This window comes from Burkholderia sp. LS-044 (genome assembly GCF_004803625.1).
Classification (GTDB): domain Bacteria; phylum Pseudomonadota; class Gammaproteobacteria; order Burkholderiales; family Burkholderiaceae; genus Burkholderia; species Burkholderia cepacia.
On record NZ_SSWO01000013.1, the window covers coordinates 17088 to 30770 of the forward strand.

General features: G+C 67.8%; 12 protein-coding genes and 2 pseudogenes. 6 read left to right on the forward strand and 8 right to left on the reverse strand.

All coding sequences use genetic code 11. From position 1 onward, the window contains the following. Positions 1-2 precede the first annotated feature (2 nt). From E9536_RS28370 to E9536_RS28380, 3 genes are all read right to left on the reverse strand, one after another. On the reverse strand, positions 3-512 hold the full coding sequence (locus tag E9536_RS28370) for a MerR family transcriptional regulator (RefSeq protein WP_136471498.1): 510 nt from the start codon (positions 510-512) through the stop codon (positions 3-5). 127 nt (positions 513-639) lie between these two features. Beyond that, the gene (locus tag E9536_RS28375) at positions 640-1884 is read right to left on the reverse strand and encodes a saccharopine dehydrogenase NADP-binding domain-containing protein (protein ID WP_136471500.1); all 1245 of its coding nucleotides are present in this window, start codon (positions 1882-1884) and stop codon (positions 640-642) included. Between the two features lie 57 nt (positions 1885-1941). After that, positions 1942-2859, reverse strand: coding sequence for an acetoacetate decarboxylase family protein (locus E9536_RS28380; RefSeq protein WP_136471502.1), 918 nt, complete (start codon positions 2857-2859; stop codon positions 1942-1944). A 151-nt stretch (positions 2860-3010) separates the two neighbouring features. On the opposite strand from E9536_RS28380, the pseudogene E9536_RS28385 reads away from it, so the two are divergent. After that, positions 3011-3349 (forward strand): annotated as a pseudogene (locus tag E9536_RS28385) (alpha/beta hydrolase); the annotation flags it as partial. A gap of 84 nt (positions 3350-3433) precedes the next feature. On the opposite strand, the pseudogene E9536_RS28390 reads toward E9536_RS28385, so the two are convergent. The 4 genes and pseudogenes from E9536_RS28390 to E9536_RS41605 form a co-directional block, all read right to left on the reverse strand. Next, positions 3434-3715: pseudogene (locus tag E9536_RS28390) on the reverse strand (glutathione binding-like protein); the annotation flags it as partial. A gap of 4 nt (positions 3716-3719) precedes the next feature. Next, positions 3720-4331: an HD domain-containing protein gene (locus tag E9536_RS28395; protein ID WP_348772188.1), complete on the reverse strand. Its 612-nt coding sequence runs from the start codon at positions 4329-4331 to the stop codon at positions 3720-3722. A gap of 233 nt (positions 4332-4564) precedes the next feature. Continuing rightward, positions 4565-5803, reverse strand: a complete 1239-nt coding sequence (locus E9536_RS28400; RefSeq protein WP_034196241.1) for an SfnB family sulfur acquisition oxidoreductase — start codon at positions 5801-5803, stop codon at positions 4565-4567. A gap of 29 nt (positions 5804-5832) precedes the next feature. After that, the gene (locus E9536_RS41605) at positions 5833-6066 is read right to left on the reverse strand and encodes a hypothetical protein (RefSeq protein ID WP_168799584.1); all 234 of its coding nucleotides are present in this window, start codon (positions 6064-6066) and stop codon (positions 5833-5835) included. 30 nt (positions 6067-6096) lie between these two features. On the opposite strand from E9536_RS41605, the gene E9536_RS28405 reads away from it, so the two are divergent. Both E9536_RS28405 and E9536_RS28410 read left to right on the forward strand, forming a co-directional pair. Further along, positions 6097-7374: an acyl-CoA dehydrogenase family protein gene (locus tag E9536_RS28405; RefSeq protein ID WP_136471506.1), complete on the forward strand. Its 1278-nt coding sequence runs from the start codon at positions 6097-6099 to the stop codon at positions 7372-7374. After that, positions 7371-8774 (forward strand): LLM class flavin-dependent oxidoreductase, encoded by a 1404-nt coding sequence (locus E9536_RS28410; protein ID WP_059693568.1) that lies wholly within the window; start codon positions 7371-7373, stop codon positions 8772-8774. Before E9536_RS28405 ends, E9536_RS28410 begins: the two co-directional genes overlap by 4 nt. Positions 8775-9025: 251 nt before the next feature. Here the strand turns inward: E9536_RS28410 and E9536_RS28415 are convergent, their stop codons facing one another. Next, positions 9026-10474 (reverse strand): MFS transporter, encoded by a 1449-nt coding sequence (locus E9536_RS28415; protein ID WP_136471508.1) that lies wholly within the window; start codon positions 10472-10474, stop codon positions 9026-9028. Between the two features lie 347 nt (positions 10475-10821). On the opposite strand from E9536_RS28415, the gene E9536_RS28420 reads away from it, so the two are divergent. Genes E9536_RS28420 through E9536_RS28430 form a run of 3 tightly spaced genes read left to right on the forward strand, consistent with a single transcriptional unit; the run spans position 10822 to position 13513 of the window. Next, positions 10822-11814: an aliphatic sulfonate ABC transporter substrate-binding protein gene (locus E9536_RS28420; RefSeq protein ID WP_060198709.1), complete on the forward strand. Its 993-nt coding sequence runs from the start codon at positions 10822-10824 to the stop codon at positions 11812-11814. 11 nt (positions 11815-11825) lie between these two features. After that, a complete protein-coding gene (locus E9536_RS28425) occupies positions 11826-12680 on the forward strand; it encodes an ABC transporter permease (RefSeq protein WP_060357823.1) in 855 nt (284 codons plus the stop codon). Then, entirely contained in the window at positions 12677-13513 is an 837-nt protein-coding gene (locus E9536_RS28430; RefSeq protein ID WP_247873523.1) for an ABC transporter ATP-binding protein, read from the forward strand. The genes E9536_RS28425 and E9536_RS28430 overlap by 4 nt, the downstream gene beginning before the upstream one ends. Positions 13514-13683 lie beyond the last annotated feature (170 nt).

Genomic DNA, 13683 nt, shown 5'->3' on the forward strand with positions numbered 1-13683 from the left:
CTTCAACTTTGCTTGAAGGTTATGGTTCGCCTCGGCAGCGTATCGAGGCCATGGGTATGTGTACTGCCATCCGACAATCCGGCGGCGGCCTCGCCGCCCTCCGCCGCATTCCCCGGCGGGACCCGCGACAGCAATCGTTTCGCATGGGTTGCACAATCGACCGACGCCGGTTTCGCCGCGATTTCGGCGATCAGCGACATGACCTGCGCCTTGTTGCGCGCCAGCCGCGCCTCCAGTGCCTCGATGTCCCGCACCTTGCGGTGCAGCGCCTCCAGCAACGAATCGCACGGCCACTGCGCGAGGCCGGCCGGAATCAGCGTGCGAATCTCGTCGAGGCTGAAATCCGCCTTCTGCGCGGCCGTGATCAGATCGAGCGCCGTCACCGCTTCCTGCGGATAGGAGCGATAGCCGTTCGCTTCGCGCGCGACGAGTGTCAACAGACCGATGCGCTCGTAGAAGCGGATGCGCGAAGGAGTAAGGCCGGTGCGTTCCGCCAGTTCCCCGATCTTCATGTTCCGATACTCCTTCGCCGGATCGCATCCGGCCATCCGTCCCGTCGTGACTGCAGGTTGTCTCCTTAGACTGATTCGTTATCCGAGATTTATCGGCTTCCTGTCGCAGGGCCGACGGCGCGCGCACTCACATCACGTCGAAACGCAGCCCCGCGTGGCGAACCAGGCGCTCGATGTAGCGCTCGTCGAACATCGTCGCGGGCGTCCAGAAGCCGCCGCCGCGGCCGGTCTTGACACCGTCTCCGCCGTAATCCAGCGCGAGACCGATCGCGGCCTGGCCGAGCATCTTGCCGGTGGAGCCATAGCCCGGATCGCGGTCGCCGGTGACTTTCACGCGCAAGGTCCGCCCGTCGTCGGCACGACCGAGGAAACGCAAATCGTAACGGCCGGCCAGCTGGGCGGCCGCGCTCGGCCCCTCGCCGGGCTTCGGCAGCAGGAAACGCTCCATCAGGCTGCGCACCGGCTTGATGAGGACACCGACCATGAACGCGCCGAGGCCGGCCACCATCGTCAGCGCCGTCAGGCGGCCCTTCAGGCCCGTGCCCGTCATCACCGCTTCGTCATACGTGAAGCGGCTGCCGTACGCGTTGCCGGCCAGCGCATTGGAACGATGCACGACACGCTCGTTGATCGCCGCCATCACGAATGGCGCGATCCATGCGTCGAAGTCGCGATCGAACGCCGCCGACCGCACCGCATGCTGGCGTACCGTGAAGCCATGCCCCTTCGGGCACAGCGAATAAGGATCGAGCAGTTCCCTGCGCAACGCGGGATCGGCGGCCGCTTCGCGGACGACGTTGATCACGCTCGCCACCGTGCCGCCCGACGCGCCGCCCTTCAGTGTCCTGACGCGCATCTTCACCTGCGCGGCCGGCACGCCCCACCGCTGCCGCGCCTGCTGCTGCAGGAAGAACACGCCCATGTCCGACGGCACCGAATCGAAGCCGCAGCAATGGACGATGCGCGCGCCGGATTGCCGCGCCGCCGGTTCGTACCTGTCGATCATCCGTTTGATCCACTGCGTCTCGCCGGTGAGGTCGCAGTAGTCGGTACCGGTTTCCGCGCAGACCCTGACCAGCGGCTCCCCGTAAAGCGCATAGGGGCCGACGGTGGACACGACCACGCGCGTCTGCGCGCAGAGCGCTCGAAGCTGCGCTTCGTCGGCCGCATCGGCAACGATGATCGGCACCGACTGCCCGGCCGCACCCAGCGTATCCCTGACCTGCCCGAGCTTCGCTTCGGAGCGGCCGGCGATGGCCCAGCGCAGCGTCTCGCCGGAGCCCGACAGGTACTCGGACAGGTAACGGGCCAGGATCTGCCCGACGAAACTGGTGGCGCCAAATACAACGAGATCGTAGGTCGGCCGGGTCATGGGCGGTTCCTCATGGGGGATTCCTTCGGCGCGGGCGTGCCGCGAACGGACATGGCGTCAGCGTTGCTTTCCGGGTTCATCGAAGGCCTTCAACGGGGTCGGCAGGTTCAGGACCAGTTGCGCGTCCTTCACCACGTCGAGACGCAGGATGGTGGACGCGCCCAGCCCGTCGAGCAGTTGGCTCAACGGGCCGCCGTGCCGTACGAGCTCGACGTTGCGCGGCAACAGGCGCTGGGCGAACGATAGCGCATTCGTCTGCACCGATGTCTGGTGCCATTCGCCGTCGATGCGATTGATCATCGTCATCGAGCCCATGTGCGACTGCGATGCGACGTGGGTCAGTTCCGGCAGCGGCACGCTCAGGCTCAGGTCCGGCCGGCCGCCCGGGCCGGCGATGCGTGCGCGGGCAGTGGCGCCGAGGTCCACGTCGATGTCGGCGAGCCACTTGGGCAACTGATAACCGTGCACGCCGCGCACTCGCGCGATTTCCGTGGTGACCGGCAGCGCCAGCACGTGCGCGAAGAAGCTCCGGCGCCGCATCGAATCGAACAGCTCGCGCGCGTGCGACCCTGTCGCGCCGGGCCGGCGGATGACCACCGCGACGGACACTTCGTCATACGGATCGTTGTCGCACACCGAATACGAGAAGAAGGTCAGCGCGACCAGCCCGTACCCGGGCAGCGCACGCAGCGGTTCGAGCGGCACCGGCAGCGTGGTCCGCAGGCGTTCGAGCGGCGCAAGGAACAGCAGCTGGATGCTGCTGGAACGATAGTAGAAATTCGGTGCCCAGGTCGGGCCGACCCGCGAATCGACCTGACGCTTCGGAATCCGACGGAAAAAATCGATGTTCCCCGCGGCGGGATCGCGCGCCACCTCGTCGAGGTCGGGATTCATCCGGAACCGGTCGTAGTACCCGCCTTCGGGCACGTCGACCGTGTGCGGCCCGAATTCGACCTGTGTAAACCGCCTGTCCATGTTCGTCGCCTCTCGTCGATGATCGACCGTGGCAGGCAACACCCGAAGCCTGCTGACTCACCGCCGTCAGCAAGCACTCTAGGCTTGAAGTCAACTTCAAGGTCAAGGACCGGAATAGAGGGGTACGTCGGATCGCGTCGGGACGGCCGCCCCGTTCTACGGCTACAACCGCGACGGCGCCAGACCGTCGCAAGGCGTCATCCGGAACGGGTGGCGGCAGGGCATGATGGGCAGCGCGAAGGCCCACTACGACGACATCGTCGCGTTCTCGCAGACCGACTTCACCGAAGACCTGAAAAGCACCACGATTCCTGTTCTCGTGATGCATGGCGACGACGACCAGATCGTCCCGTATGCCGATTCCGGTCTCCTGTCGGCGAAGCTGGCGAGGAACGGCACGCTGAAGACGTACAAGGGCTTCCCGCACGGCATGCCCACGTCCAACGCCGACACGATCAACGCCGACCTGCTCGCGTTCATCCGCGGCTGAACACGGAAAGCGCCGACGCGGCCTTTAGCGGCAATCGTCGCCGAAGGCCGTCGTCCCCCGTCCGTCCGCTCCCGACAGCAGCGAATCGAGCCCGCGAAGAAAATCGGGAACCGCTTCTCCGATCGAGGCGAGATACGCGGCCATCGCACCGGCGACCTTGCGCACGGCGGGACGCGCGGTCATCCGCTCGCGCCACGCGAGCAGGCGCGGCGTTTCATCCGTCATCGGTGCGCCCTTGCGCGCACCGAACAACTGCGCCATGTAGAACGCGATGTCGGCGTACGAATACGCGCCGGCCAGAAACTCGCGATCCGCCAGCACGCGCTCCATGCGCCGATAGTACCGGGCCGCTTCGTCACGCGCGGCCGGATCATATCTCGTCTGCAAATTCGTCGAGAAAACGCTGCAACCGGTCGCGACGAACGATCGCCATCCGGGTACCGGTGACGGTCTGGAAACCGGTTGAAAGCCTCAGCAGTTTTGTGCGGAAGTGATCGATCGCGAAACGCGTGTCGTCGAGTTCCCGTTCCGATGCGTGCGGATCGGCCGGGTCGTACAGCGCGCTACCCATCCGGCCCGCGACATAAAAGCACCGCGCGACGCCCACCATGCCGATCGCATCGAGCCGGTCGGCGTCCTGCAACACCTTTGCTTCGAGCGTCGTCGGCACGACACAGGCCGAGAAGCTGTGCGCCTCGACCGCGTGAGCAACGGCGTCGATCTTCGCGTCAGGCCAATCCAGCGACTTCAGCACCTGCCGGGCCTTTTGCGCCGACAGCCGCGATGCCTGCGCGCGAAGCGGGGAATCTTTCTCCACCGCCACGCAGTCGTGCAGCAATGTCGCGGCGAACAGCACCTCGGCATCGCCGCCCTCCTTCGCCTGGATCGCGGCCGCGTTCTTCCACACGCGTTGCAGATGCGAAGTGTCGTGGGAACCGTCGCCGTCGGCGCCGCTCCAGTGAGCCAGCAGGGCCTTGGCCAGATCCTGAAAGGGTGCGAATGCAGGGAGGGACATGAGGGGCGGCAGTCGAGGTCGGGATGCCGATTATCGCCGCAAGTGCCGCGCGGCACACGATCGGCAGCCCGATCCGCCGTTGATCCCGGCGCCTGCGCGTCGAACGCAGTGCCGGGTTCGCCACACGACCGTGTGGATGCATCAGACCGCGGCGGCTCGCTCAGTCATCGCCGGGCGAAACAGCCACGATCGCAACGGATTCAATTCCACGCATGGCGCGCCGGGCGCACGCCGTTCAGGTAGTAGTTGCCGACGAGGTGATATTTCCAGCGCACCGGATCGTGCAGCGTATGCGTGCGTGCATTGCGCCAGTGCCGGTCGAGGTTGTGCTCGGAAAGCGTCGCCTGCGTGCCGGCCAGCTCGAACAGCTTCTCGCCCGCGAGCAGCGCGATCTCCGTCGTCAGCACCTTCGCCTCGCCCACCGCCACCGACGCGCGCGCGACGTCGTCCTCGGTCACGTCGCCGCGCGCCGCGATCTCGTCGAGCGTGCGCGCCGCGCGCTCGAGCAACGCCTCCGCCGCATGCAGCTGAATGTGCAGATGGCCGATCTCGCGGATCGTCAACGGATCGTCCGCCGCGCGCTCGACGCCGCTGTCGACCCACGGCCGCGTGCGTGTGCGCACGAACGCCAGCGTATCGTCGAGCGCGGCCCTGGCGATGCCCGCGTCGATCGCGGCCTGGATGATCTGCGACAGCGGGCCGTTCAGCGTCGGCAGGTCCGACACGCGCTGCGCCGGCAGCACGTGCGACGCAGGCACGCGCACGTTGTCGAGCACGACCGTGCCGCTCGCGGTGGTCCGCTGCCCGAATCCCGACCAGTCGTCGATCACGGTCAGCCCCGGCGCCGGCTGGCGGATGTAGGCGAGCCACGCGCGGCGCTCGTCGTCGAGGCCGAGCACCGGCACGTAATGCGCGAACAGCGCCCCGGTCGAATAGAACTTGGTGCCGTCGACGACGTAGTCGTCGCCGTCCCGGCGCACGCGCGTCTTCAGGTCGAGCACGTGCTTCGTGCCCTTCTCCGAAAAGCCGTTGCCGAACCGCTTGCCGCTCAGCACTTCCGAGAAGAAGAGGCGCTTCTGCGCGTCGGTGCCGGTCAGCGCGATCACGTCGACCAGCCCGAAATGATTCTGCGGCAACTGCCCGAGCGACGGATCGGCCGCCGCGACGATCTTCACCACCTCCGTCAGCGTCACATGCGAGACGCCCGCACCGCCATAAGCCTTCGGCACCGTGATGGCCCACAGCCCCGACTGCGAGAACCATTCGATCTCGTCGCGCGGTAACCGGCGCTCGCGGTCGCGCTCGGCCGCACCTTGCGCGAGCCGTTGCGCAAGCGCGTGCGCGGCCGCGATGGCCTGTGCGTCGTCGGCGATCACGCTGGCCGCCTGCGGTTGCGTATCGGCCGGTCGTTCCTGGATCGTGGCGCTCGTCTCTGACATCGGGCTCTCCTGCTGGTTGACGGAAACGTTCAATCTAGCAGCGCACCGAGCGCCGGCAAACCGAGCGATTCGCACAACGATATTCCTTCGAACGGCAAACGATGCGGCACGCCGCGCGCAAAAAACCGCGCGTCGGCAGCGATATCGACACCCCGGCATCGATGCCACGGCGCGTCGCCCGCGTAATGCCCGGCAGCGATAAGGATGTACGAATCCGTTATTGGATCGTCCGCATCGTGCTTCCTATACTGGCCTGCCGGCATCGACGGCCCCCGCCTTTCAAGGACCACCGCATGACTTCATCTCCCGCCGCAACCGAACTTTCCACCGGCACCGACTATGACGCGCTTGCCAGCCGCTTCAGGCCGATCTTCGAACGCATCGCGGCCGGCACCGCGGAACGCGAACGCCGCCGCGAACTGCCGCACGAGGCGATCGGCTGGCTGAAGGCCGCCGGCTTCGGCGCCGTCCGGCTGCCCGTGCGCGACGGCGGCGCCGGCGCATCGCTGCCGCAGCTGTTCCGGCTGCTGACCGAGCTCGCCGCCGCCGATTCCAATCTGCCGCAGGCATTGCGCGGGCACTTCGCATTCGTCGAGGACTGGCTGAACGCGCCGCCCGGCGCCGACCGCCAGACGTGGTTCGACCGCTTCGCGAGCGGCCAGCTCGTCGGCAATGCATGGACCGAGACCGGCGACGTGTCGCTCGGCCAGACCATCACGAAGGTGTCGGAAAAGAACGGCCGGCTCGTGCTGAACGGCCGGAAGTTCTACAGCACCGGCAGCCTGTTTGCCGACTGGATCGACGTGTTCGCGCAACGCGCGAGCGACGGCAGCGACGTGATCGTCGCCGTCGCGACCGCGCAGCCCGGCGTGATCCGCGAAGACGACTGGGACGGCTTCGGCCAGACGACGACCGGCAGCGGCACCACGCGCTTCGAGGACGCGACGGTCGACGCACGGGACGTGATCGACTTCGCGCGACGCTTCAAGTACCAGACCGCGTTCTACCAGCTCTTCCACGTCGCGACGCTGGCCGGCATCGGCCACGCGATCGTGCGCGACGCCGGCGAGCTGGTGCGCCACCGCACCCGCGTGTACAGCCACGGCAACGCGCCGCGTGCGGGCGACGACGCGCAGCTGCAGCAGGTGGTCGGCGAGATCGCGTCGTGGGCCTACGCGGCCGACGCGCTCGCGCAGCGCGCCGCTCAGCCGCTGCAACGGGCCTACGAAGCGCACTTCGGCGGCGACGCGGCGGCCGAGCACGATGCGAACGTCGCGGCCGAGATCGAATCCGCGCAGAGCCAGCTCGTCGTGTCGGAACTCGTATTGCGTGCGGCGACGCACCTGTTCGACGCGCTCGGGGCGTCCGCCACCCGCAGCACGACGGCGCTCGACCGCCACTGGCGCAACGCGCGCACCGTGTCGTCGCACAATCCGCTCGTCTACAAGGCGCGGATCGTCGGCGACTGGGTCATCAACGGGCGCACGCCGCCGTTCGTCTGGCAGGTCGGCAACGGCAACGGCACGGGCACGGGCACGGGCACGCAAGCAGAAACCGGAGCCGCGCAATGAGCAAGACCGGCAAGACCATCCGCTTCAACGCGTTCGAGATGAACTGCGTCGGCCACCAGTCGCCCGGGCTGTGGGCCCATCCGCGCGACCGGTCGTGGCAGTACAAGGATCTCGACTACTGGACCGACCTCGCCCGCGTGCTCGAGCGCGGCATCTTCGACGCGATCTTCATCGCGGACGTGATCGGCTACTACGACGTCTACAAGGGCAGCAACTACCATGCGCTGCATCAGGCCGCGCAGATCCCGGTCAACGATCCGCTGCAGCTCGCCGCGCCGATCGCGATGGCGACCGAGCATCTCGGCATCGGCATCACCGCGTCGACGACGTTCGAACACCCGTACACGTTCGCGCGCCGGCTGTCGACCGCCGATCATCACACGAAGGGCCGGCTCGCGTGGAACATCGTCACGTCCTACCTCGAAAGCGGCGCGAAGAACATCGGCGATCACGGCCTGCGCACGCACGACGATCGTTATGCGGTCGCGGCCGAATACGTCGAGGTGCTGTACAAGCTGTTCGAAGGGAGCTGGGAAGACGGCGCGGTAGTGCGCGACCGCGACGGCCGCGTGTTCACGCATCCGGAGAAGGTGCACGAGATCGGCCACAAGGGCCGCTTCTTCGACGTGCCCGGCTACCACCTGTGCGAACCGTCGCCGCAACGCACGCCGGTGCTGTTCCAGGCCGGCGCGTCCGGCCCCGGCAAGGCGTTCGCCGCGCAGCACGCCGAATGCGTGTTCGTCGCCGCGCCGACCCGCGCGCAGCTCGCGCGCTACGTGGCCGACGTGCGCGCGCAGGCCACCGCCGCGGGGCGCGATGCGAGCAAGGTATTGATCTACAACCTCGTCACCGTGATCGTCGACGAAACCGACGAGAAGGCGCAGGCCAAGTTCGACGAATATCGCAAGTACGTGTCATACGACGGCTCGCTGGTATTCATGTCGGGCTGGACCGGCATCGACTTCGGCCAGTACGCGCCGAACGATCCCGTCCGGCGCGTCGAGACGAATGCGATCGTGTCGGCGGTCGAGCATCTGTCGGGCGGCGACACCGCCTGGACGATCGAGGAACTGGCGGCCTGGGGCGGCATCGGCGGCCTGGGCCCGGTGTTCGTCGGCTCGGCGGCGACCGTCGCGGACATCCTGCAGGAATGGGTCGCCGCGACGGACGTGGACGGCTTCAACCTCGCGTATGCGGTCGCGCACGAAACCTTCGAGGACGTCGTGCGTCATCTCGTCCCCGAACTGCAGCGGCGCGGCGTGTATCCGACCGGCTATGCGCCGGGCACGCTGCGCGAGAAACTGTTCGGCGGGTCGGCGCGGCTGCCGGACGAACATCCGGCCGCGCAGTTCCGCGACATCGAGCAGGTCAAGCGCGATGCCGAGCGGGTAGCGGCCTGAGCGGACGGCATCGCGGCGGCCGGTCGGCCCGTGTGCGGGCCGGCCGGCTTCGCGACAGGCAGCAACCGGTGCGTCGGGCCGCTCGCCCGATCGCTGCTCTCCTCCTCACTCGAAGAAGCGCGCTGCGGCTCCGCCGCGCGTTCCGGCTGCGCACTCGCGCATCGACAGCAATGCAGATATCGCGGTAACGACGACGCATGCGCTAAAGAAAGCGCGCGCGTTTTCCAGCCGACGAACGGTCCCGATCGCCTTCACTCTGCGCCGTCGTCGTCGATGTCCCGCGCCGTCGGCTCGTAACGTACGATCAGCAGGAACACGATCGGCGTCGCGGCGCTGATCGCGACGACCCAGAACATGTCCGTGCCGAGACGCGCCTGCAGGATCGGCAGCACGAACAGCGCCAGCGCCTGGCCGATGCCGCACAGCGCCTGGCCGATGCCGCACAGCGACCGCCCGAAGCCGACACCGGTGCCGCGGATCGACGCCGGATACGACAGCGTCGGGTAGATCATCATCTGCGCGCCGGGCCCGAAACCTTCGGCGAACAGCCAGGTGCCGAGCATCAGCAGCACGAAGCCGATCGCGAGTGCGCCATGCGGATGCCCGGCCAGCGCGAGCGCCACGAGCGCGACGAACTGGAGCGCGAAACCGGCGATCGCTACATGGCGCGACGCATGGCGATGGGCCAGGCGCATGCCCAGCAAACCGCCGGTGAACGCGAACAGCACGTTCAGCGCCAGCGACGCCGCGATCGTTTCGAACACGCCCGCGCCGAGAAACTGCGACAGGATCGACGGCAGGAAGAATGCGATCGCCGTGTATTCGAACGGGATGCACAGGTTCATCACGCTGGCGACGATCGTGCGCCCCAGGTACGGGCGCTGGAACAGCACGCGAATGCGCACGGGCGGCTGGCTCGGCGCGCGCCGTGCGTCCTCCGCCTCGTGTGCGTGAATCCCGTACGACTCGCGCAGGATCCTCGCGGCGTTGGCCAGGTCGCCCTGGTTCGCGGCCCACAGCGGCGACTCGTTCATGAACCGGTTCCTGAACAGGATGATGACGAGGGCCGGCACCGCGCCGAAGATCAGCGATGCGCGCCAAAGCCATCCCGCGTGCTCGGCAGGCAGCAGGAAATACAGCCCGAAGATCAGCAGGAAGCAGGCCGACGACGCCACGTACCACATCGGGCACCACGCGGCGAGCCGCGACGCCTTGTTGCCGCGACCGTTGAACTTCGAGAATTCCGCGAGAAACGCCATCGCGACGGGCAGGTCGATGCCGACACCGAGCCCCATCACGAAGCGCGCGGCGATCAGCACCCATACATTGGGCGCAAGACCGGCCGCGATCGCCGCGACCACGAAAAACAGCATGTCGGCCATGAACACCTGATAACGGCCGATCCTGTCGGTCAGCCATCCGCCGATCAGGCTGCCGAAGATCGTCCCGATCATGATCGCCGACCCGACCAGCCCGGTCAGCGCGGGCGTCAGGCCGAATTCGCGCGCCACGTCGTCGATCCCGTAGGACAGCGTCGTCAGGTCGTATGCATCGAGAAAGACGCCGCCGAGCGCCAGCAGCACGATCATCCGGGCATGGCTGACGGAGCTGTCCACCGTGTTGATCAGGCGCGCGACGTCGCTTGCCGAGCGAATGGGGGAGGAAGCCGGGGTGACGGCATTCAGGTCGATCGAACTCATCGCACTCCTTTGTTTTTCGCCGACGGGCCGGCGATGTCCGCATGAAGCCGGAAGTCGTGCGTGTTCAATCGCGGCCGGTAACGACCCTTCGCAACTGCACGCCTCTCGACACGCAACGCCGTCGAGCTCCGGCAGCAGGCATTCTGTTCTTCCGATCCGGTTCTCCCAAGCGATATAAACCGATAAATTAATCGGCCCGCGTCATAAAGTTGCCCGCCGCCCGCGCTTAGCAGCAACGCGCATGTTCAATCGCGGATTTCTTCGTTACCGAAACCCCGCGGCTTCGCTACATTAGCCGGTCACCCTGCCTGTCCCCGGCTCGTTGCCGTTCTTCCGGAGAATCCCCGATGAAGCTGTCCTGGTCCCGCGCATGGCAATCCGCGGCCCTCGTCGTTGCCGCGTTCGCCGGCCTCGTGTCGGTGCACGCACGCGCGGCGACGCCCGCGGAAATCCGCGTCGACTACGCGTACTACTCGCCGGAGAGCCTGGTGATCCGCCACTTCGGCTGGCTCGAGGACGAATTCAAGGCCGACCGCACGTCGATTCGCTGGGTGCTGAGCCTGGGCAGCAATCGCGCACTCGAATACCTGAACAGCGGTGCGGTCGACTTCGGTTCCGCCGCGGGTCTCGCGTCGGTGCTCGCACGCGCGAACGGCAACCCGATTCATACCGTCTACGTGTTCTCGCGCCCCGAGTGGACCGCGCTCGTGGTCCGCAAGGATTCGCCGATCCGCTCGCTCGCAGACCTGAAGGGCAAGAAAATCGCCGCGACGCGCGGCACCGATCCGTTCCTGTTCACGCTGCGCGCGCTGCACACGGTGGGCCTGACCCGCGACGACGTCGAGATCGTCAACCTGCAGCATCCCGACGGGCGCACCGCGCTCGCGAACGGCCAGGTCGATGCGTGGGCCGGCCTCGATCCGCACATGGCCGCGGCGCAGCTCGACGACGGCGCCCGCCTGCTCTACCGCAATGTCGCGTTCAACACCTACGGTTTCCTGAACGTCCGCGACGCGTTCGCCAGCCAGTACCCGCAAGCGGTCACGCGCGTACTGAAGGTCTACGATCGCGCGCGGCAGTGGATCGTCGCGCATCCGGCCGACACCGCGCAGATCGTCGCCGACGAATCGAAGGTGTCGCTGCCGGTGGCGAAACTGCAGCTTCAGCGCAACGACTTCAGCGATCCCGTACCCGGCGAAACGCAGCGCGCGGCACTGAAGGCGGCCGCGCCGGTGCTGACGGCCGAGCAGTTGACCAAACCCGGTGTCGATCCCGCGAAGATCGTCGATACGCTGATCGATCCGGCGTTCGTGCGCCCGCTCGTCGCCGCTTCGCACTGAGCCTGCCGCCCATGACGAACAGCGCTGCCCGCGACGACACGCTCGCGCCTCGCCGCCCCGCGTCGCCGCGCGCCGGCCGGCGCGATCCGCTTCGCCGGTGGCGGCTCGCGGGCCTCGCGCTGCCGTTCGCGGTGCTCGCGTTGCTGGAGGTCGTCGTGCGCCAGGGCTGGCTGCCGGCCCATCTCGTTCCGGCGCCGAGCGAGATTCTCGCCACGCTCGCCGGCATGGGCATCACGCGCGTGGCGCGCCACGTCGGCGCGAGTACGCTGCGGGTCGCGGCGGGTTTCGCGGCCGGCGCCGTACTCGCGCTCGCCGTCGGCGCGGCGATGGGCCTGAGCCGACGGATCGACGCGCTGCTCGAACCGACGTTCCAGGCGCTGCGCGCGATTCCGTCGCTCGCGTGGGTGCCGGTGCTGTTGCTGTGGCTCGGCATCGATGAAGCGCCGAAAATCACGCTGATCGCCATCGGCGCATTCTTCCCCGTCCATCTCGCGGTGGTCGCCGGCATTCGCGACGTCGACCGCAAGCTCGTCGAGCTTGGCGCCGTGTACCGGCTCGGCCCGCTCGCACTGTTCCGGCGAATCCTGCTGCCGGCCGCGCTGCCGCAGATCGTCACCGGCCTGCGTACCGGCCTCAGCCTCGCGTGGATGTTCATGGTCGCCGCGGAGCTGATCGCGGCCACGCGCGGCCTCGGCTTCCTGCTGAGCGACGGCCGCGAGACCGGGCGGCCCGATCTCGTGTTCGGCGCGATCCTGCTGCTGGCGTTGCTCGGCAAGCTGACCGACGGCGCGATGGCGCGCATCGAGTCGCACTGGCTCGGCTGGCGCGACGCATTCGATCACGCGAAACGCAAGGTGTCGACATGAGCACGCGCGCTTCCGCACACACGGCAGCGGACGCGGCAACACCGCTGCTCGACCTGCGCATCACCCGCAAGTATTACGGCGACCGCACGATCCTCGCCGACGTCCCGCTGCAGGTCACGCGCGGCGAGATCGTCTGCGTGGTCGGCCCGAGCGGATGCGGGAAGAGCACGCTGCTGCGGATCATTGCCGGCCTCGACACGGATTTCCGCGGCAGCGTGAAGCTGGGAGGCGTCGCGCTCGACGGCCCCTCCCCGCGCGTCGGCGTGATCTTCCAGGAGCCGCGACTGCTGCCGTGGTTATCGATCGCGGACAACGTCGGCTTTGCGGCCGGCCCGCGAGGCGGGCGCGCGCCGGCCGTCGCCCGGCTGCTCGACGAAGTCGGCCTTGCCGGCGTCGCCCGGCAACTGCCCGCCACGTTGTCGGGCGGGATGGCCCAGCGCGCCGCGATCGCGCGCGGGCTGTTCGGCGAACCGGACCTGCTGCTGCTCGACGAACCGTTCAGCGCAGTCGACGCGATGACCCGGATGCGGTTGCAGACGCTGCTGCTCGATGTCGTCGCGCGGCACCGGATGGCCGCGATCGTCGTCACGCACGATCTCGACGAAGCGCTGTACCTGGGTGATCGCGTGCTGATGCTCGCGCCCGACCCGGGCCGCATCGACGACGAGATCCACGTCGAGGCCGCACGACCGCGCGACCGCCGCGACCCGTCGCTGGCCGTGCTGCGCGCGCGGCTGCTGGACGCGTTCCAGCATCTTCAGGATCGTGCCGGCGGAGCGAAGCGTTTGACGCACGACAACCCGCGTGAGGAATCCGGAATTCGCGCGGGCTGATTCCGGGCTGATTCATCACCGATTCGTCGCCGGCATCTCCCGCCCCCGATCCGGCACACGTTCAACGCCAGGGCAACGCATCCGCAGTATCACGCGCGTGCGGCGAGCATCGCCGTCGTATCGGCGCCCCAACAGGGTGCGCGGGAGATCGAGCGTGCCCGCTCACGTCG